We start from the raw sequence: 19,096 nt of genomic DNA, 5'->3' as shown, positions 1-19,096 counted from the left end.
CTCCAAGCACACGGTCGACGCCTACCTCCGCCGCATCCGGGCCAAGCTCAACATCAACAGCACGGCCGAACTCACCCGACTGGCCATCTCCCTGGGACTGTGACGCCCGCCCGCCCGAGTCCGACCGGCGGGCGGGCGGCGACGGCGCCGCGCCCCGGCTGCAAGCCTGGCGCAACCGGCTGACCGTCGACGGCACCGGTCTCCAGCTCCGCCTCAGACCCGACACACGCTGGCACCCCTACGAGCAGATCGACGGCGAGTGGTGACCCTGCGGCCCCGCCCAGCCCCATCCGGTCATCCTGCTCACCGCCGTCTGGGACAAACGCCGGTCACCCATGAACGAAGCCGGTACACTTGAATAAGTCCAGATATAATAAGTGCACCTATCCATGCAGAGGTGCACCCGTGGACAAACCCGCCGAGATGTTCGACCGTGACTTCGAGTGGGCCGAGCTGACCCGCTTCGCCGGCCTGCCCGGCCCGCGGGCCACCCTCGGCGTGGTCTCCGGCCGCCGCCGCCAGGGCAAGACCTTCCTCCTCGACGCCCTCACTCGCGCGAGCGGCGGCTTCATGTTCACCGCCACCGAGACCACCGAGACCGACGCCCTGCGCCAGTTCGGCGAAGCCCTGGCCCGCTACCGCGGCCAGAGCACCCCGTTCCGCTTCACCCACTGGGACGAGGCGGTCACCGAGCTGATGCGCATCGCATCGCTGGGCGGCCCAACCGTCGCGGTCATCGACGAGTTCCCCTTCCTCGCCAAGGCCTCCCCCTCCCTCCCCTCCATCATCCAGCGCGCCCTCGACCCCGCCGCCCAGCACACAAACACCCCCGTACGCCTGTTGCTGTGCGGCTCCGCCCTGTCCTTCATGGGCCGACTCCTGGCCGGCGACGCCCCGCTGCGCGGCCGTGCCGGCCTCGAACTCGTCGTGCCCACTCTGGACTTCCGCCTCGCCGCCGAGTTCTGGGAGATCACCGACCCGCGCACCGCCCTGCTCACCAACGCCATCGTCGGCGGCACCCCCGCCTACCGCCGCGAGTTCACCCAGGGCGACACCCCCGCCGGACCCGACGACTTCGACGCGTGGGTCACCCGCGCCGTCCTCAACCCCGCTCGCCCGCTCTTCCGCGAGGCCCGCTACCTGCTCGCCGAAGAACCCGAACTCCACGACACCGCGCTCTACCACTCCGTCCTGGCCGCCATCGCCGCCGGAAACGCCGCCCGCGGCGGCATCGCCGACTACCTCGGCCGCAAGTCCACCGACCTCGCCCACCCGCTCAGCGTCCTCCAGGACGTCGGCATGATCACCCACGAAGCCGACGCCTTCCGCCGCAACCGCTCCGCCTACCGCATCGCCGAACCCCTCGTCGCCTTCTACCACGCGGTCATGCGCCCTGCCTGGGGCGATCTCGAACGCCCCGGACGTGCCCCGGCGGCATGGCGCCGCGCCCAGTCCACCTTCCGCAGCAAGGTCATCGGCCCGCACTTCGAACAGGTCTGCCGGGAATGGGCCCGCTGGCACGCGGCCCCCGAAACCCATGGCGGCCAGCCCTCCCGGGTCGCCAGCGGCACCGTCAACGACCCCGCCGCGAGGACCAGCCACGAAGTCGACGTCGCGGTCCACGGCGAGACCGGCGCCGCCCGCGAGGCGCTGCTCGCCATCGGCGAAGCCAAATGGAACGACGTCATGGGAATGGGCCACCTGGAACGCCTCCAGCGCATCCGCGCCCTCCTCACCGCGCGCGGCATGGCCACCGACACCACCCGCCTGCAGTGCTACAGCGGCGCGGGCTTCACCGACGAACTACGCCGCCTCGCCGAGAACGACCCCCGGATCCAGTTGATCGATCCGCTTCGCCTCTACCACGGTGACTGACCCGCTCGCAGTTCCAGCCATGCCGCGACGACACCACCACCCCGCAGGACCGCCCGCTCGCGCGTGCCGGCGCCGCCGGGATACCGCCCCAGTCACCCTCGCTGTCGAAGTCACCGTCTTTGGATGGGGAGCACGGCCTCCACGGTCACCCGCCCGCCGGAAAACCGCAGCTCGCCACTGTTCCCATCTGTCTGGTTCCCTGCCGGGGGCACCATGCCTGGCCAGGCACGGAGCATTGAACAGGCCCCTCGGAGTGATCTCCGAGGGGCCTGTGCGCGGGGACAGAACGGGGACACGCTGCTATGCAACCGCCTCCGCGGGGTCATCGGGGTCGGCTGAGGTGCCGGGGATGCTCTCGGGCGCCGCGCCCACAGCCACGTCCGTGACTGCAGGGATTGCGTGCCGCTCACGCGGAGACTACGCCTGATCCACCACCGCAAGCCTTCGGTTGGGGCGGCTGCGTCGTGCATCTGCCCCAACCGAAGGGAGCCGCCTGCACTGGGGCCTACTGGTGAGTTGAACCAGGCAGGGCATGCAAGCACATCGCCCTACCGCCGTCTCCGCTCACCTCGACTGCCTCCGGGCTCGTTGCGGCCAACGCAACGCCGCCCTGACCCGCCACCACAGCCTGCGCAGGCGAGAGGTATCGGTGGAGTACGTGACCGGCAGCCATGCGTCGTCAGGCACGCGACCGAGCGGTCGGCCTTCGGGCGGATACCGATCAGGGGATCCCTGGGCCACTGGCCCTCCTACGGTCGATAGGTTCCGCAGTTCTTGCGCAGCTCGTTGTCCGCGCGGGTCACCGGGCTTGAACCGAAACTGGCGACACCCTGCATCACAGGGTAGTAGGTGTATGTTCCGCCACCGTCGTTGCAGTCGGCAGACCAGCCATAGTCGAGGAAGGACCTGGTGGTCCTGGGAGTTTCGTGCCACGGAGTGTAGCCGCGTGGGCCGCTCCACGAACTACGCCACATCTGCGTCCTGATCTGCTGCCAGCCGTAGGAGCCGCTGCACGCCTGGGAGGTCTCCCATTGGAAGTTAGGCGTTCGACCCGCCGCCGTGAAACGTGACGTCCGAGATGTATATGGAGCAGCTCGCCGCCAACACACTGACGGGCGGGTTGGACGGTCGGGGATCGCCGGCGAGGTAGGTGAAGTCGTAGCGCTTTCCGTCTGTCGTCTTCCCCCACTCGATGATCGTTGTGCCCTCGACCGCTTCGTGTCCATCCATACTCGCGCGGCCTTCAGCGGCACGAGAAGGAGCCGGGCTGTCCGAGGCCGTCGCCTCTGCCGAGGTCCCGAATGCCAGTGCCGCACCAACAGCACCAGCGAGTATGGCGGTTCTTAACCGTCTCACGACAATTCCTCCCCCGGCGATGGAGTGATCTGATGTCGCGCTAGGGCACCGCCCGCACATACCGCCGTCGAGCGAGGTGATCGAGAACGGCAGGGCGGGAGGCGCAGATGCAATAGCGCCCAGCAGCCGGATGACCGCTGGATTTACTCGCGAGATCTTCGAGGCTTTTGATGCAAAGGATCACCCGCGCGATCACGCCTGAACGATCCCGGAATTCCGCTATACGTGTTTCGGGACGGCCTTGTCGGCCGCACCCTACGAAGTCACACCTGATCCGGCCGAGTGCGCGAGCAGGCATGAAGAGGCAGCTGATGTGATCGCTGTCGTGGTGATCGTGATGGCGCGTGACGGCATTCCATACGTCCCCCTACGTAGACGTAACGCCGGTCAGCAGGCACTGGTCAGGTACCTGCCATTACTGCGCGTGCGTTGAGCAGCATTGCGCATGGCGTGAACTGAGGCAAGGTAATACCAGCGGTAAGCGATGAGAGTGGAGATGCTCTCGATGCCTCGGAAAGCCTCTTCCGCCAGGCGGCAGTGGGTTACAACCACCCGCCGGACGACCCTCCGTCCTTCCCGGACGCCGCCCACCGCGACGTCGCTCCCCGAGGGACCTCCGCCTCGCCATGCCGGCCCATGCCTGAGCCAGGCAGTCGGTGAGGCTCGGTGGGCAATCGGAAGGAGCTGCGAGCCGATTCAACGGCAGAGCTCCATGATGGTGTCATCGAAGTCCGGGAACTCCCGGGTCGCCTGCTCAATGACGTCAGACGCCGACAGTTGGCGGTCGGCTGCAAATCGTTCCGCGACGGCCCTCAATTGCTGGTTGTGATGCGGGGTCCAATCGGGCTCATACGAGGTAGCCGCTTCCCGGGGGCCGAAGCCGCCAGCCAGCAACCACAAGAAGGCACCGAGGTCGCGCGCTATAACACCCGTCTCCCCCCTCGGAACCTAGGAAAACCACTGGCTGTTCGACGAGCGAGCGGTGCCGGCGGATCATCCAGAACGCCGCGTACCCGCCCGTTCCGTCCTGCCCGAACACGCGGAAGTCATCACCGCTCAACTCCGCGTTGCCGGTCCAGGCCCGGAACCAGTCTGTGGTCTCCTCGGCAGACAGGAAGGTCGGGAAAGGTTCGAAGTCGACCCCCTTGCCGTCGTTGTAGTCGAACGGCACCGCCAGCGCGGCGGCGAGCGCAGGAGGGAACTGCCGATCGTCGGTATGAATCACGCGGACAGGCTAGCGACCGCCAGTGTCAACGGACGGCTGCGCACAGATCGCCCAGGTCAGCCGCGCCTATCACGCCTCATCCATGGTGATTGCGGATCTCGACGTTGCAGTCCGACACGCGGGACTGGTCGTCCCGGGCGGCAGCCTCCGCCCGCTGACGGGCCAACGCCTGGCACACCCCGCAGTCGGCCGGCGGCTCAGGCCACTCCAGCGGAAGGCCGAGCGTGATCGGTTCGTCCATCGTCGTAGCCTTCATCCGAGTGCCTCTTCGGTAAGTCGGTACCCGCCGGGCCCGAACGCCGCAGCGAGTACAGCGGGATCAGTAAGCCGACCCGACCCGTCAGGACGCCAGAGCCACCACCGGCCGGCCACCTGCCGGCCCGTCGGCGGGCAGCCCAGCGTCCAGCCCGCGGGCTGGAGCGTGACCTGCCGGACGTGGGCCAGTTCCTCGGCGGCGTCGAGGGGCACGAGCCACCACGTCTTGTCGAGGTCCGGGTCGGCGAGCACGGGCCCTCGCTGCTGCTCTGGGATGCGGATGGCTGCTGGCATGGCGTTGACGAGGCGGGCCCGGCGACGAGCCAGTGCTCGCCGGATGCGATGGGCGCAAGTTCTTCGCTGTCCCATGCTTTGCGTACGAGGCCCGGGTGCGCGGAGCAGTCGGCGAGCCACACGTCCCCAGCCTCGTACCGGTCGGCGTCGTGCGTTGTCGGGTCGGGCATGACCAGCACGCTACGCAGCCTGATAGCGCGCAAGGGCGCCGATTGCCCGCGATTGCGCACGCCCACTCCGCGCTTGCGTCGATTGCTCAGGCGAGGCCCAGAGACGCCCTTGCCCGGCCGATCAGACGCCGTGCCGGCGCCCCGTACTCGGCGGAGTCAGCCAGCCAGTCCCACGCCCGCTCATACAGCTCTATGTCCTCGTCCCCCGTGAGCCACAACTCCTCGCTGATCGTCTCGACGATGACCAGTCGGCGGTCGTAGATCCAGAACGCGTGCGGGGCCGTACGGCGCAGCTGTGCACCGAACGGCAGGATGCCCAGCTCGATGCGCCGCTGGCCGACCAGGTTGTACAGGCGATCGAGCTGCTCGGCCATCACGTCCGCCGGGCATGAGCGGTGGTAGAGGGCCGCCTCACACAAGAGAAACCGGAACGTCTTCTCCGGGTCGTACAGGGCTTCCTGGCGGCGCATCCGCTTCTCGACCGCGGCGTCGGTGGTCGCCGGGATGCCGCGGAACTCAGCGTTGGCGTCGAAGATCTGGCGCGCGTACTCCGGGGTCTGGAACAGCCCCGGCACACGGGACACCTCCAGGCCCCGGATCATCGTCGTTGCCTCGGTCTGGCGGACCGCCAGTTCCTGCCGGCCACGGTGCCCACCGGCCAGCTGCCGCCGCCAGGAGCGGTGGCGCTGTTTCATGTCCAGCGCGGCGAGCAGCCCGTGCAGCTCGGCTTCGACGTCCGGTTGACCGATCGCACGCGCCCACGCGGTCAGGTCTCCGCGAGTAGGGGTTTGCTTGCCGTTCTGGAGCCGGGACACCTTCGACGTCTGCCAGCCAAGTGCGGCGGCGATGTCCTTGCCTTCCAGGCCGGCCTCGACGCGCAGTTCGCGCAGGCGCGCGCCGAGCGCCTCCCGTGCGGTCTGGAAGTCGGTGGTCACACGATGGAAGCTACCTGCCTGGCGAACTCTTCGGTACGTACTGCGTGGTGCCAGGCGGCGTCCCGGGCCTGGCAGGCTGCGAGCACCTCGGCCGGGTCCTCGGTGACGTACACGCCGAGGGTGGTGTCGTTGTCGTCGAACGCGAACCGGGCCACGATACGCGAGTCGAACAGCCAGAAGTCGTAGTCCGGCAGCCGCAGTCGCTCGGCCTCGGCGCGGGTGAGGTTGCGGATGTCCTCGCCCGCGCGGACGTTGCCGGGTGCGCTGGCGAGGAGGAACTGCTGGCCTTCGGTGGCGGGCTCGTCGACGATCCGGACACGTTCGAACCTCTTGCCAGCCGCGGTCTGCTCGGCGACGTTGTCCCGCCAGACGTTGGCGGGCTCCGCTGCGATGTCCTCGCCGGCCTTCCAGCGGGCCCACTTGGGGCTGTTGCGGTCGGAGGCGTAGCCGTGGCGGGTCTCCAGCCGCCAGGCCGTGTGCCGGAACTCGCGAAAGAGGTGGGAGATCTCGCTGAACGGGCGCAGCTGCGGGCTGACGGTGCGAGGGGCGTATCGGACGAGGAGGCTGCGGGGACGCGTACGAACGTCTCGCTGGGCTTCACGTCGTGCAGTTGCACGAGGTGCTCGGGGTCGGTCTCACGGTCGCCCTGGACGAGGATCTCGTCGGTCTCTGGGATCTCGTACAGGGTGGGGCAGTCGCCGTCGTCGCTGGTGTTGCCAAGGAACCTGAGCGTCATCTCGCCCTCCATGTCCGCCGGTTGGAGATCCAGAATGCGCGTGATGGCGCGACCGCACGGTGATTGCGCGGGATTGCTCCTGTGCGCAGGGAAGCGGAGAATGCGCGCAAGCGGGCGTGACCAAAGGCCTCCACCGCCCGCGATGGTTGCTCTGTCACGAGCCCCACAGTCAGAGGAGGTCCTGCCAGAAGGGGACCGTTGCTCTCGGGTTCCACTTCGCGTCTACGGCGCCTCGCTCCTCGTCGAACTCTTGATGCATGTAGTCGACCAGGTCCAGCCCGTAGTAGATGACGTCGGTCTGCCACATCGAGAGCACTGGATGCCCGTAGGTTCCCCGGCCGGCTGGGAGATACCGATGGGCATACACGGGCACCAACACCGGCGCTTCCACGAGGTGGTGCCGTACCGTAGCCAGTGCCGCCGCGCAGTCGGCCGGACGCTCACCCCAGCCCTCGTACCAGAAGCCGTTGTGCTCAACGCTCAGGAGGACACCCTCCACCGGCCAGCCGAGTTGATCGCGCAGCCTGTCCGAATCCCCGCTGCGCCAGTTGGGCCAAGGCTTGGACCAGGTCTGTCCCTCCTCCGGAGGGACGTTCACCGGAAGGCCGGTCGCGAGGAACGCGCGGTGGTCATCTGCGAACTCAAAGCCGTACTCGCGCTCGATGCGCGCGAACTCCGCGTCCGACAGCCCCGGCTCGAACTCGTAGAGTCCGGTCTCTGCCAGGCGACGTGCGGCTTCCGCACCCAGACGTGCCCCCTCATCGCTGATCACCACCGCACGCTAACGCCGACCGGAACTCGCCGTCACGGGAATTGGACGGGTGCTCCGTCCGTCTCAGTCTCCGCCTCATTCGGCTACGTTCACGGCCGTTCGTACAAGACCGGACCTCGAGTCCCAACCACGAGCCAGCCGCCTATGAACGCAGGTAAGCGCCGTTACACGAAGCCAGCCCCTTCACCAACAGTCTTGGAAAGGGCGCACACGATCCAGGTAGCGTGCTGGTCATGTCCACTCAACTCGTCTGCCCGCGCTGCGAACAGGACTACGTCCAGCCGTACCGCTTCAAGGCCGATGGCGCACCCTTCCTCCTGTGCACCGAGTGCGACTCCCTGTGGTGGCCCAGCGAAGCGGTGAAAGTCGCTCAGGCTCAGTTCCTCGATGATGTCGTCGCAGCACGCCTCGGCATTGAGGGCAACCCATGGAGCGATCGGGTATGGGCCGATGTCATCCAGCCAGAACAGGAAGCATCCGCTGGCGAAGGCGCAGTACCCGGCCGGAACGACCGCGCACACCCCTTCGCCCGGACCGAAACTGACTAGCGAGCTCGGGCCCTCACGGACGAACATGTGACGCATGAGTGACCAACCCGCGCGATGGAGCCAGGCCACCGTCTACCCCGACATGTGGGCCGACCCGGACGACGACCCCCGCAACAGCGAAGGTGTCAGTCCGGACGGCGAGCTTGCAACGCTGCAGGACTTCCTGACGAACTACCGCATAACCCTGCGGATGAAGTGCGAGGGCCTGGATGCGGAGCAACTGGCCCGTCGGTCGGTTCCGCCGTCGACGATGTCGCTGCTCGGCCTGATTCGGCACCTCGCCGAGGTGGAACGGGACTGGCGCAACTGGATCAGCGACGGTGATCCGCTGCCGAAGCTGTACGGCGAGCGTGACGCGGACTTCGACGGAGTTGTCGCCGAGCAGGCCGCGGTCGACGCTGCGTACTCCGATCTGGAACGCGAGCAGGCCGCGATGGACGCCGCGCTGGCCGAGCACCCGGATCTGGGTGAGCGGCTGGGGAAGGACGGGATCGCAGTTCGGGAGCTGATGGTGCACAGGATCGAGGAGTACGCCCGTCACTGCGGGCACGCCGACCTGTTGCGCGAGTGCATCGACGGGAGGGTGGGCCAGTGACCAGGGCCGGGGACTGTACTACGCCTGACCAGGCACAACCCAGTCGGCGCCTCCTCGGGTGATCTCCGACGGGGCGCGCCGGTAGAGCAATCACGGGGACTCCGGGGCGGGCGGTGGGATGGGGTGGACCCGCCGAGCACCTTCCAGAAATCGGGCATAGGATGACGGAAGGTAGTGAAAGCGACACCTGGGAGGCCGTGATGGCGGCTCTCCGCTTCGTGGTCGAACCGGACGAGGGCAATTCGATCTGGCTCGCGGGTCTGGGGGTCGATTTCAAGATCAGGGGTGAGGACACCGGCAACCAGTTCTCGATCCTCGAGCACCCGATCGAGCCGGGCCGTCTCATACCGCCGCACGTGCACAGCCGCGAGGACGAGTTCACCTACGTCCTGCAGGGCCGGGTCGGCGCCCGGGTGGGTGACCACGAGGCAACGGCAGGGCCGGGCTCGTACATCATCAAGCCGCGAGGGATCCTGCATACCTTCTGGAACGCCGGACCGGAACCGGCGAGGATCCTGGAGATCATCTCCCCCGCCGGCTTCGAGGGGTTCTTCGAAGAGTTGGGGAGGGCCGCCGAGACGGCGGCCGATCCTGCCGAGTTCCTCCAGCGACGCGCCGAGCTGGGCGAGCAGCACGGTCTCGGGTTCTCGGACGAGTGGGTCGCCGAACTCACCGCCAGGTACGGGCTCAAGCTGCTCGGCGAACCGTGACCGCGGGACACGCCACCCGTCCTCCAGTCGGCTTCGTCCCACCGGGTTTGGGCGGAGAGCTTTGTTGGGCGACAGCACCGCGGCGGCAGCCTGCACCCCCAAGGGCCGTGCCCGCGATTCGTAAGACGCGCCGCATCAGTTCTCACGTATAAGACCACAAGACAGGTCTTATTTACCCATGCACACATATACGCGGCGCACCTTGCTCGGTGCCTCGATCGTGGCGGCCGGCTCGGGAGTCCTGACCGCCTGTTCCGGGACCGGCGCGCACCCCGGGGCCACCGGCCGGACGGGCGGCGGGTACAGCGGCGGCGGCTTCGTCCCCAAGGGGCCCAAGGGATACGTCAACCCGTCCGACCCCGAGGTCGTCGCCGCCGAGAGGAAGCGCGGGTCCGGCCCCGTCCGCAGGTTCACGCTCACTGCCACCGAGACGTCCCTCGACCTGGGCGGACGGACCGTCAGGTCATGGGCGTACGGCGACACGCTGCCCGGCAAGGAGGTCCGGATCACCGCGGGCGACGTACTCGATCTCACGCTCGCCAACCATCTGCGCGAGGCGACGACGCTGCACTCGCACGGTGTCCGGATGCGCTGCGACATGGACGGCGTACCGGGCCTGACCCAGTACTCCATCAAGCCCGGCGCGGACTTCACCTACCGCTTCGCCGTGGCGCACCCCGGCACGTACTGGCTGCATTCGCACTCGGGCATGCAGCTCGACCGCGGCCTGTACGCCCCGATGATCGTCGAGGACCCCAAGGAGCCGTTGTCCTACGACAAGGAGTGGGTCGTCGTCCTGGACGACTGGCTGGACGGCGTGGCCGGATCCACCCCGGACGGCGTGCTCGCGCAGTTGCGGAACGGCAAGGGCGAGCCGATGGACATGGGTGAGGGAGACGTACACAACGGTTCGGGCCACGATGTGAGGTCCGCCGGGCCCTCCCGCATCCTGCGGGACTCCCACAGCCGCATTCTGCAGAGCGAGGGAGGCAACGTCGACTACCCGTACTACCTGGTCAACGGCCGCCTTCCGCAGGCTCCCTCGGTTTTCCGGGCCCGCCCCGGGGACCGCATCCGGCTGCGGATCATCAACGCCGGGGGCGACACCGCCTTCCGGGTGGCACTGGGCGATCACGAGATGACGGTGACGCACACGGACGGCTACCCGGTCGAGCACACGAAGGCGGACGCGCTGCTGCTCGGTATGGCCGAACGCTACGACGTGCTGATCACTGCCAAGGACGGGGTGTTCCCGCTGGTCGCGCTCGCCGAGGGCAAGAACGCGCGCGCCCTGGCAGTCCTGCGCACCGGCAGCGGGAAACTCCCCCGGCCCTCCGCGCATCCGGACGAGCTCGAGGGCCGGGTCGTGCCCGCCAGACGGCTCGTGCCGGACGAGTCCGTGGCCCTCAGCGACGGCGAACCGGACCGCGAGATGCGCATCAAGCTGACCGGTGGCATGGAGAACTTCGACTGGGGCTTCGATCACAAGCCCTACTCCATCGAGCAACGCGTCCCGGTCCGGGAAGGTGAACGAGTCCGCCTGAGCCTCATCAACGCCACCGACATGTGGCACCCCGTACACCTGCACGGCCACACGTTCGCCCTCACCGGCATCGACGCGGCCGGAGCCCGCAAGGACACCGCCCACGTACGGCCCCACCGCAAACTCGTCATCGACTTCTACGCCGACAACCCGGGCCTGTGGATGCTGCACTGCCACAACCAGTACCACTCCGAATCCGGGATGATGACCATCCTCGGCTACCGGAAGTGACGATGGTTCAGGTTCCCTGACATCTGCGCGTACGCGGGTCCGCGGAGGCGTGCCCGCGGCGCGAACGGCCGCGATACGGCCCCGCAGACGTGAGCGGCGGTGTCAGCGACACCCTCGCCCAGAGCGGTGCGCTGGGGCCGAGTTGGCCATCAGTTCTGCCGTTGGCGGGCAGCGAGCAGCGCGACGTCGTCCTCGTGGGCGCCGTGCGCCAGGCGGGCCAGGAGGGTGTCGAGCATGGCCTCCAGCGGGCTCTCCGTGGGCAGGTGCAGATCGGTGAGGGCGCGCAGCCGCGCGTCGATGTCCGTACCGCGCTGCTCCACCAGCCCGTCGGTGTACAGCAGAAGGACCGTGCCGGGCTCGGTCGGGACGGTGACGGACTCGTAGTCTCCGAGCTCGGCGCCGAGGGGTGGGCCGGCCGGGAGCCACAGCACCTCGGCGGTTCCCCCGGGGTGGACGGCGAGCGGCGGCAGGTGCCCGGCGCTGGCTGCGGTGCAGGTGCCGGCCTGGGGATCCATGAGTACGAGAAGGCAGGTGGCGACACGGTCCAGGCCGATGTGCGCGACCCGGCGGTCGACCTCGCCGAGGATGTCGTCGACGGGCATGTCGGAGGCGGCGACGGTGCGCAAGAGGGAGCGGTACTGGCTCATGGTGACGGCGGCCTGGAAGCCGTGGCCCATCACGTCGCCCATGACCAGCAGGGTGCGGCCGCCGGGCAGGGCGAGCGAGTCGTACCAGTCACCGCCGACGAGGGCGCTGCGGCCGGAGGGCAGATAGCGGGTGGCGACCTCGACACCGGCGTGGGGGCTGCCTGGTTCGGACAGCAGGGCACGCTGCAACTCCAGTGCCATGGTGTGCTCACGGGTGTATCTGCGGGCGCTGTCGATGGCCACGGCTGCTCGCCCGGCCAGGCCCTGGGCCGTGACGACGTCGTCCTCGCTGAAGGGCGCTGACGCACCGGCCCGCCCCAGGATCACGACACCGACACAGCGTCCTGCTGTGGGCATCGGGACGACGAGAACCGAGTGGACCCCGGCCGCGCGGAAGATCCTCGCCCTCTCGGGGTCGACCGTCACCTTCTCGATCAGTTCGGCCGTGGCCCGATTGCCCAGCCATGGCCGCCCGGTGTCCATGCACCGCCGGGTGACCGAAGTCCGCGGGAGGTCCAGGTACTCATCGGGTCCGCCCAGGTGACGTAAGTGCCATCTCAGTTCCTGCGGGGCGGAGAGTGCCATCTTGCGCAGTCGGAGCATGCCGGGAGCGGGCGTACCGCAGAACTCGTCCTCGACGATCCCGATCGCGGCGACATCGGCCATGGAGGGCGCAAGGAAGTCGGCCAGCTCGGTGCACGTGGTCTCGATGTCGAGTGTGGTGCCGATCCGGGTGGCCGCAAGGTCCAGCAGGGCAAGCCGCTGGTGTGCGTTCTCGAGGTCGTCCAGGTATCGGCCCAGGTTGCTGACCTCGACGCCGATCCCGCATACGGCAAGGCCTCGGTCCCGCGTCTTCAGCCGGTGGAAGACCGCACGCCACAGCCTGCGACCGAGGTGGGAGGGGACGCGTGTGGTGCCCGTGAAGGTTGCCTCCCGGGGCTGCCCGTCCTCCAGCACCTTGAGCAGGACGTCGTCGGGCCAGGAGACGTCGGGCAGCACCTCACCCAGGGGCCGGCCCAGGTACGCGGCGGCGGGGACGCCGCTGACCCGGACCCATGCAGGGTTGACGTAGAGATAGCGAAGCCGCTCGTCGAGCATCACCACGGGAGCCAGGGTCTCTTCGATGATCCGGCGCAGCAGTCCGCACTCGCCGTCCCCGTCCACCAGGTCGTCCATCAGGTCGTCCATCGACCTCGGCGCCTCTCTCTGATAGCCGTCCTGACCAGGGCAACCCCTCCCTCCATCCTGTGGCAGAGACCGACGTGGCGCATCTTGATCCGGCTCCGTACGGAGCCCGACGCAGGAGCATGGGATCGGTCAGGGCCGACAGCCACTCGCATCAGCCTGCAAGACCATGCCTGCGGCCATGGACGAGAACGAGCCAGGGGCTATCCGCCCCCTCGATGATTCTCGGACGGCGACCGCACCTTCGAATCCGCAGCTGAGGACGCCCCCGGGAAGGTGGCGCCGCCCAGCGACACCGTGACATGCAGGGTCACTGTGGCCCGGGTTGGCCGCTTCCGGTTGACGCAATTCGCTCCCATGCCCACAGGGGGTGTGGATAACGTGATCCGCCCTGGAGATCCAGGTCACATCTGACGAAGGGGGATGGTAGGGACGTGGACACTTCTCCATACGTGGCGTGGGCGCTGACGGCATTTCCGTACCCGGAAGGCTGGACGTACCCCGATCCTCGAAGGTCGCCGGCGGGTGTCGTCCAGGCGGCAGCAAATCTGGCCCGCGCGTACGATCATCATCGGCGTGGCGCCGAGACCGACCAGATCCCGTTCTGGCTGGGTGTCGGTCTCAACGGGCTGGCGACGGAACTCGTGCAGCAAGGCAAGTCCAAAGAGGCCGTGCTCGCCTTCCAGGTGGCCTACCAGGTCCTCATCGGTGACCCGGACGCGGGCGCTCCCCCGCAGCACGTCGACAAGGCCGCGTACTTCAGCCGCCGTAACCTCCAGTCGCTCGGAGCGTCCACCACGACGTCGCTCCCCGAGCCCGTGGACGCGCCGATCCTCGACCTGACCGACATCCTCGGTGAGGGAGAGGCCGCACAGTCGGCGCCCACCGAGCATGAGCCTGGGGCCGGACGGGGCGGGGAGACTCCGCGGCAGTACGGCTCCGACCAGGACCCTGTCACCGCCCAGGACCTCATCAAGAGGCTTGCCGGCGGCTGGGCTCCCGGCCGGGTGCCGATCGACGAAGCGAGCGAGGCCCTGCTGACCTACTTCTCCGGGGTGAGCGGCCAGCTCGGTGCCTTCGAGCGGGACCTGAGGCGCGAATACCGCGCGGATGTCGAAGCGGTCGCCGCCCTGTTCCCGGAGGGAATGCCACTGGAACGGCAGGACCTGGAGTCGCTCGCCCAGCGGATGCGACGGTTCGCCTTCGACGGGAAGACGCTGGAGGAGCGTGGTGAACGCCGCGTCCGCTGGCTGGTCTCCGCCACCACCAACTACCGCGTGTGGAAGATGCCAGGCGGTATCCCCACCAACGGCCCTCAGGTGCTCATCGACCTCATGGGCTACATCGGTGCCATCCTCAGCAGCGAGAAGCGCTACCAGGACTCGGCCCGCGACCTGCTGCTCGACTGTACGGAAGCCCAGGTCTGCATCGCGCACAGCCTACCCGCGGTGGTGCTCGGCCGGTTCCCCTATCTGCGTGGCTGGCTCCTGGCGTCCGTCGGCACGTATCTCATGCTGTCCGGGCCCAACCCCTCGCGACCGCAGGACAGTTACTACGACGAGCGCGTCTACAGCGAGCAGGCCACCCACCGCGGTCTGCACCGGGCGCAGCGTGAGCAGTGGCCGGAGATCCTGCTCCGGCAGTGGCGCGACGGTGAGAGCCTGAAGGGCGCCTGCTTCGCCCTCGCGTCCGTCTCCGGGTGGGACGCCCTGCGCGCCCAGTGGCTCGTGGACCGCATCTTCGAAGCTTCGGCCGACGACCGCAGGGAGCTCGACAAGAACTTCTGGCGCCAGGCCGTCGACGAGCTGATGAGCGCGGCCGGCAAGGTCCGGGTGGCCACCAACCCGTGGTCCCACGAGGAGGCCGGCCTTTCCCGCGGAAGCGTCATCACCAGCGACGACGCGGGCCGGCTGCGTATTCCGTCGCCCGTGCTCCAGGCGGCGGTGGCGCAAGGGCTGTCGCCCGGCGACGTGATCACCGTCCACGGCAACCTGTTCAAGGGACGCCGGATGCCCACGTATCTGCTCACGAACCGCTATGGTCCGCTCTCCCTGCTCAAGGTCGACTACCGCGACAAAGTGGTGCGCGAGGTCGGCAACTTCAAGCGGTACGCCAAGCGGCTCCACCAGAGCAACCGGCCCAGTGAGTGCGCATCACACGCCATGGAGATGTACCTCGGCGAGAACGGCGACCCGCTGCGCGCGATCGAGACCGCCTATGCCTTCGAAGAAGGCGAGAAGCCGCTCACCCTGAGTTCCTGGATCCAGCAGGCCGAAGCCGATGACGCGACGACCGTTGTGGACAGGTTGCTGCTGAACACCATGCGTCCGTGGCTCGCCCACGTGCGGCGTGACCGGGTCGACCTGCGGTCCGAGTACCCGGTCTTCCGGCCCACCCCCACCTCCGACAAGCAGTTCCCCGACAGCTGGGCCGCGGTCGAACTGTCCCGGATCACCGACGACCGGGTGCTGTCGGAGCTCGGCGCACGACTCGGCATCGACGAACAGGCCGTCGGCCAGTGGGCGGAGAAGGCGCCCGGCCTGCTGGACGCCATAGCGCACACGGGCGACGACGTCGAGTGGGTGAACCCCTTGTGGTTCGCCGCGGAACTGGCTGAAGTGGGCAGCGGGACGTTGACCTCGGTCATCGACTCGTTCCAGGTCGGGCTGCGGGACTTCGACACCCTCCTCGCCCTGTCCCATGGTGATCTGCACTTCGACAACGTCCTGTGCACGTCCGGCGGCCATCTGCCCAAGACCGTGCTCATCGACTTCGAGAGCGCGCACCACGGCCACGTGTGCAAGGACCTTGCCCGGCTCGAGGCGAGCGTGCTGTGCCAGGTGTTCACCTGGGACGAGGAGGCGGCCACCCGGATCGCCAACCGGATCGCCGACGGCTGCTTCCGACCGGAGGCAGGTCTGCTGCTGCCCCTGGACGACGTGGACTCACTCACTCGCGCCGAGCGCGTCGCCCTCACCGTCACCGGGCGGATCAGGGAGATCGCCGACGGGTGCGGACAAGGACACTGGCCGATCCGCAAGGAGGAGTACCAGCTGGCGCTCGCCGGTGCGTTGATCCCCATGGCGCGCTACACCACGATGTCGGTCCCGCAGCGCTGGTTCGCGATCACCCTGAGCACCATCCTCACCTCGGCTCTCCAGCACCAGTGGAAAGCCGCGGAGGCAGAGGGCATGGACTCTTGAGCGAGTGGATAAGTACGGTCATCGCCCTTTCCGCCCTGGGGCTGTCGGCAGTCACCGCATACACACAGCACCGCAACCGCAAGAAGGAGATCCTCGCGGCCCGGGTGACGGCGTACTTCCACCGCACCTCCGAATTCGCGAAGATCAAGCTTCCTGACGGCACGCTGCGTCAGGCGGGCTACCACCTGGTGATCTGGAACCACGGGCCCGCGCCCGCGGAGAACGTGGAGCTGGAGGTCAAGGACAGGGAAGGCGTCGGGGTGACGCTGGCAGACTGCCCGGACGACGAGTTCCCGCTGGAACGCATTGACGCGTCGGGCCGCTACCCGATTCCGTGGCTCCCGGTGGCAGACGCACACCGAGGCGCGCGCCGGTTCACCGTCGTGCTGCGCTGGCAGGACGGCAATGGGAGGCAGGAGCGGGTCCTGCCGATCCGGCGCGGCGAGACCAACTCCTGACCGCGACAGTGCAGTTGCCCTCGGGGTATCCGCCCCGAGGGCATGTCGCGCTTCGCCCGCGTCCGGCCACCCGCTCGGGTCGGTCTCGCAGCCCCGCGAAGGTTCATGCTTGTGAATAAGGATCAAGTACGCGTCTATTGACGCGTTCACGGCGGCAGCTCTAGCGTCCCGAGAAAGCGCTTTCCCTCGTCCGGATCAAGTATTCGGCCGTCCAGCTCACTCACGCCCGTTTCACGTTCATGAACCTGACGGCACCCGCTGACCAACCAGGAGACAACGATGCAACGAAGAGCCGCCCTCACCTGCGTCAGCCTGCTGACCGGCACGCTCGTCGCACTCTCCGGCACCATGGCGCAGGCCGCGACCACCCGGTACGAGGCCGAGAGCTCACCGTCCGTCTGCACCGGCACCATCGACTCCGACTGGGCCGACTACTCGGGCAGCGGGTTCTGCAACGGCACCAACGCGGCCGGCGCCCACGCACAGTTCACCGTGAACGCGCCCGCCGCGGGCACCGCGACGCTGAGGGTCCGCTTCGCCAACGGAACCACCACCGCGCGCCCGGCCGGCCTGGTCGTCAACGGGTCCACGGTGCAGACCCCGTCGTTCGAAGGCACAGGCGCCTGGTCGACCTGGGTCACCAAGACCCTGACCGTGTCGCTGAACGCGGGCAGCAACACCGTACGGCTCAACCCGACCACCGCCGCCGGTCTGCCGAACATCGACTACCTCGAGGTCGAGACGGGCGGCGACACCACCCCGCCGCCGACCGCCGACGCGCTGTACGTGGCGCCGAACGGCACCGACAGCGCGGCCGGAACCCAGACGTCCCCCACCACGCTCACCTCGGCGATCAGCCGCATCACCCCCGGCGGCACGATCTACCTGCGCGGCGGGACGTACAACCACTCGCAGACGATCACCATCCCGGCCGGCAACAACGGCACCGCCGACGCCCGTACGAAGCTGTCCGCCTACCCCGGTGAGACCCCGGTCCTGAACTTCTCCGCCCAGAGCGAGTCCTCGTCCAACCGCGGGCTCGCCGTGAACGGGTCGTACTGGCATGTCTCCGGCATCGTCGTCGAGCGGGCCGGTGACAACGGGATCTTCGTCGGCGGCAGCAACGTCTTCGAGCGCACGGTGACCCGCTTCAACCGGGACACGGGACTGCAGCTCTCGCGGATGGCCTCCACCACCCCGCGCGACCAGTGGCCGTCCAACAACCTCATCCTGAGCGCCGAGTCGCACGACAACGCCGACTCCGACGGCGAGGACGCCGACGGCTTCGCCGCAAAGCTCACCTCCGGCCCCGGGAACGTCTTCCGCTACGCCGTCGCCCACAACAACATCGACGACGGCTGGGACCTCTACACCTACGCCGACGAGGGCCCCATCGGCGCGGTGACCATCGAGGACTCCCTCGCCTACGAGAACGGCACCCTCAGCGACGGCTCCCAGGCCGGGAACGGCGACCGCAACGGCTACAAGCTCGGCGGCGAGGACGTCCCGGTCGACCACGTCGTCCGGCGCAGCATCGCCTACGACAACGGCAAGCACGGGTTCACCTACAACAGGAACCCCGGCACGATGACGGTCTCGAACAACGTCAGCATCGACAACACCGAGCGCAACTTCTCGTTTGACGCGGGAACTTCGGTGTTCCGCAGCAACACCTCGTGCCGCAGCGGCAGTGGGACGAACGACCGGATCGTCGGTGACGCCGACAGCTCGAACCAGTTCTGGTCCGGTTCGAACGGTTCCCGGTGCTCCTCGTACGCCGGTGCCCTGCGCTGGTCCTACGCGGCGGACGGCCGCCTGGTCGTGACGTTCGGCGGGAATCAGGTGACGCCGTAACGGAACCGGCCCCCCTCGCGACCACCGCTCCGACCCGGCCGGCGCCCCGAGGTGCCGGCCGGGGCTTCGCTCCACCAGATGGCGCCCCCGTCGTCCGACGTCAAGCCTCCACGGATGCCGGCCTCGCCCCGGCCTCCCGCCAGCTCCACGCCAGGCACCCCGTCACCGCGAGCGACGCGGCCGCCATCACCGTCATCCCCGCTGCCGGGGACGTCAGTTGGGCCACCGCACCCGCGAGCGCCGCGGCCAGGCCCTGCATGGTGAGCATCCCCGAGGAACGCAACCCGAGGGCGTGGCCCGCCATGTCGTCGGGGGTGAGGGACATCAGGCGCTCCTGCTGGACCAGGCTCGCGGCGAACCCGACATTGGAGAGGCACACGGCCAAGGCGGCCAGGACCACCCCTGGCCGGAACGCGAAGAGCAGATACGGCGTCGCCAGCAGCAGGAGCAGCGGGGTGGCCAGCCGGGCGCGCAGGGCGGGCGGTACGAAGCGGCCGACGATCA

The 19,096-nt window shown here is 68.4% G+C and carries 16 protein-coding genes and 3 pseudogenes; 10 read left to right on the top strand and 9 right to left on the bottom strand.

The features are described 5' to 3' along the window. Positions 1–103: LuxR C-terminal-related transcriptional regulator (locus ACTWQJ_RS24225; protein ID WP_443308694.1), on the top strand; the 103-nt coding region annotated here is incomplete at its 5' end. A gap of 320 nt (positions 104–423) precedes the next feature. Continuing rightward, a complete protein-coding gene (locus ACTWQJ_RS24220; protein WP_443308693.1) occupies positions 424–1,875 on the top strand; it encodes an AAA family ATPase in 1,452 nt (483 codons plus the stop codon). Positions 1,876–2,913: 1,038 nt separating this feature from the next. Here ACTWQJ_RS24220 and ACTWQJ_RS24215 read toward each other — a convergent pair. The 6 genes and pseudogenes from ACTWQJ_RS24215 to ACTWQJ_RS24190 form a co-directional block, all read right to left on the bottom strand. Beyond that, complete coding sequence (locus ACTWQJ_RS24215; RefSeq protein ID WP_443308692.1) at positions 2,914–3,105, bottom strand: hypothetical protein; 192 nt, start codon at positions 3,103–3,105, stop codon at positions 2,914–2,916. A gap of 822 nt (positions 3,106–3,927) precedes the next feature. After that, a pseudogene (locus ACTWQJ_RS24210) lies at positions 3,928–4,456 on the bottom strand (SMI1/KNR4 family protein). 76 nt (positions 4,457–4,532) lie between these two features. Continuing rightward, positions 4,533–4,697, bottom strand: a complete 165-nt coding sequence (locus tag ACTWQJ_RS24205) for a hypothetical protein (protein ID WP_443308691.1) — start codon at positions 4,695–4,697, stop codon at positions 4,533–4,535. Positions 4,698–4,708: 11 nt separating this feature from the next. Continuing rightward, on the bottom strand, positions 4,709–5,005 hold the full coding sequence (locus ACTWQJ_RS24200) for a hypothetical protein (protein ID WP_443308690.1): 297 nt from the start codon (positions 5,003–5,005) through the stop codon (positions 4,709–4,711). Between the two features lie 256 nt (positions 5,006–5,261). Then, the gene (locus ACTWQJ_RS24195; RefSeq protein WP_443308689.1) at positions 5,262–6,110 is read right to left on the bottom strand and encodes a helix-turn-helix domain-containing protein; all 849 of its coding nucleotides are present in this window, start codon (positions 6,108–6,110) and stop codon (positions 5,262–5,264) included. After that, positions 6,107–6,786 (bottom strand): annotated as a pseudogene (locus ACTWQJ_RS24190) (DUF6879 family protein). Before ACTWQJ_RS24190 ends, ACTWQJ_RS24195 begins: the two are co-directional and overlap by 4 nt. Between ACTWQJ_RS24190 and ACTWQJ_RS24185 the strand changes: the two are divergent. Continuing rightward, positions 6,715–6,909: a hypothetical protein gene (locus ACTWQJ_RS24185; RefSeq protein WP_443308695.1), complete on the top strand. Its 195-nt coding sequence runs from the start codon at positions 6,715–6,717 to the stop codon at positions 6,907–6,909. The pseudogene ACTWQJ_RS24190 and the gene ACTWQJ_RS24185 overlap by 72 nt on opposite strands. Before the next feature lie 106 nt (positions 6,910–7,015). On the opposite strand, the gene ACTWQJ_RS24180 is transcribed toward ACTWQJ_RS24185, so the two are convergent. Then, a complete protein-coding gene (locus ACTWQJ_RS24180) occupies positions 7,016–7,618 on the bottom strand; it encodes a hypothetical protein (protein ID WP_443308688.1) in 603 nt (200 codons plus the stop codon). A 233-nt stretch (positions 7,619–7,851) separates the two neighbouring features. On the opposite strand from ACTWQJ_RS24180, the gene ACTWQJ_RS24175 reads away from it, so the two are divergent. From ACTWQJ_RS24175 to ACTWQJ_RS24160, 4 genes are all read left to right on the top strand, one after another. Continuing rightward, a complete protein-coding gene (locus ACTWQJ_RS24175) occupies positions 7,852–8,166 on the top strand; it encodes a hypothetical protein (RefSeq protein ID WP_443308687.1) in 315 nt (104 codons plus the stop codon). Positions 8,167–8,200: 34 nt separating this feature from the next. Next, complete coding sequence (locus ACTWQJ_RS24170) at positions 8,201–8,761, top strand: DinB family protein (RefSeq protein ID WP_443308686.1); 561 nt, start codon at positions 8,201–8,203, stop codon at positions 8,759–8,761. Between the two features lie 200 nt (positions 8,762–8,961). Next, complete coding sequence (locus ACTWQJ_RS24165; protein WP_443308685.1) at positions 8,962–9,471, top strand: cupin domain-containing protein; 510 nt, start codon at positions 8,962–8,964, stop codon at positions 9,469–9,471. A gap of 178 nt (positions 9,472–9,649) precedes the next feature. Next, positions 9,650–11,245 (top strand): multicopper oxidase family protein, encoded by a 1,596-nt coding sequence (locus tag ACTWQJ_RS24160; RefSeq protein WP_443308684.1) that lies wholly within the window; start codon positions 9,650–9,652, stop codon positions 11,243–11,245. 149 nt (positions 11,246–11,394) lie between these two features. On the opposite strand, the gene ACTWQJ_RS24155 is transcribed toward ACTWQJ_RS24160, so the two are convergent. Beyond that, on the bottom strand, positions 11,395–13,080 hold the full coding sequence (locus ACTWQJ_RS24155) for a SpoIIE family protein phosphatase (protein ID WP_443308683.1): 1,686 nt from the start codon (positions 13,078–13,080) through the stop codon (positions 11,395–11,397). A 431-nt stretch (positions 13,081–13,511) separates the two neighbouring features. Here ACTWQJ_RS24155 and ACTWQJ_RS24150 point away from each other — a divergent pair, with 431 nt between their 5' ends. From ACTWQJ_RS24150 to ACTWQJ_RS24140, 3 genes are all read left to right on the top strand, one after another. Continuing rightward, positions 13,512–16,280: a phosphotransferase gene (locus ACTWQJ_RS24150; RefSeq protein ID WP_443308682.1), complete on the top strand. Its 2,769-nt coding sequence runs from the start codon at positions 13,512–13,514 to the stop codon at positions 16,278–16,280. Continuing rightward, positions 16,277–16,738: a hypothetical protein gene (locus ACTWQJ_RS24145; RefSeq protein ID WP_443308681.1), complete on the top strand. Its 462-nt coding sequence runs from the start codon at positions 16,277–16,279 to the stop codon at positions 16,736–16,738. Before ACTWQJ_RS24150 ends, ACTWQJ_RS24145 begins: the two co-directional genes overlap by 4 nt. A gap of 279 nt (positions 16,739–17,017) precedes the next feature. Further along, positions 17,018–18,592: a carbohydrate-binding protein gene (locus ACTWQJ_RS24140; protein ID WP_443308680.1), complete on the top strand. Its 1,575-nt coding sequence runs from the start codon at positions 17,018–17,020 to the stop codon at positions 18,590–18,592. A 100-nt stretch (positions 18,593–18,692) separates the two neighbouring features. Here the strand turns inward: ACTWQJ_RS24140 and ACTWQJ_RS24135 are convergent. Continuing rightward, a pseudogene (locus ACTWQJ_RS24135) lies at positions 18,693–19,096 on the bottom strand (MFS transporter); the annotation flags it as partial.

Origin of the sequence: Streptomyces sp. KR55, from assembly GCF_052245645.1 — a bacterium.
Lineage (GTDB): Bacteria > Actinomycetota > Actinomycetes > Streptomycetales > Streptomycetaceae > Streptomyces > Streptomyces flavusporus.
The sequence above is the reverse complement of the archived record's forward strand: the minus strand, read 5'-3'. Positions and strand labels throughout refer to the sequence as shown.

What these genes read in the sequence shown, in the direction of transcription:
- ACTWQJ_RS24220 (WP_443308693.1), top strand. Translation starts at nt 424, where the DNA reads ATGTTCGACCGTGACTTCGAGTGGGCCGAGCTGACCCGCTTCGCCGGC.
- ACTWQJ_RS24215 (WP_443308692.1), bottom strand. Translation starts at nt 3,105, where the DNA reads ATGGATGGACACGAAGCGGTCGAGGGCACAACGATCATCGAGTGGGGG.
- ACTWQJ_RS24205 (WP_443308691.1), bottom strand. Translation starts at nt 4,697, where the DNA reads ATGGACGAACCGATCACGCTCGGCCTTCCGCTGGAGTGGCCTGAGCCG.
- ACTWQJ_RS24200 (WP_443308690.1), bottom strand. Translation starts at nt 5,005, where the DNA reads ATGCCAGCAGCCATCCGCATCCCAGAGCAGCAGCGAGGGCCCGTGCTC.
- ACTWQJ_RS24175 (WP_443308687.1), top strand. Translation starts at nt 7,852, where the DNA reads ATGTCCACTCAACTCGTCTGCCCGCGCTGCGAACAGGACTACGTCCAG.
- ACTWQJ_RS24170 (WP_443308686.1), top strand. Translation starts at nt 8,201, where the DNA reads ATGAGTGACCAACCCGCGCGATGGAGCCAGGCCACCGTCTACCCCGAC.
- ACTWQJ_RS24165 (WP_443308685.1), top strand. Translation starts at nt 8,962, where the DNA reads ATGGCGGCTCTCCGCTTCGTGGTCGAACCGGACGAGGGCAATTCGATC.
- ACTWQJ_RS24160 (WP_443308684.1), top strand. Translation starts at nt 9,650, where the DNA reads ATGCACACATATACGCGGCGCACCTTGCTCGGTGCCTCGATCGTGGCG.
- ACTWQJ_RS24155 (WP_443308683.1), bottom strand. Translation starts at nt 13,080, where the DNA reads ATGGACGACCTGATGGACGACCTGGTGGACGGGGACGGCGAGTGCGGA.
- ACTWQJ_RS24140 (WP_443308680.1), top strand. Translation starts at nt 17,018, where the DNA reads ATGCAACGAAGAGCCGCCCTCACCTGCGTCAGCCTGCTGACCGGCACG.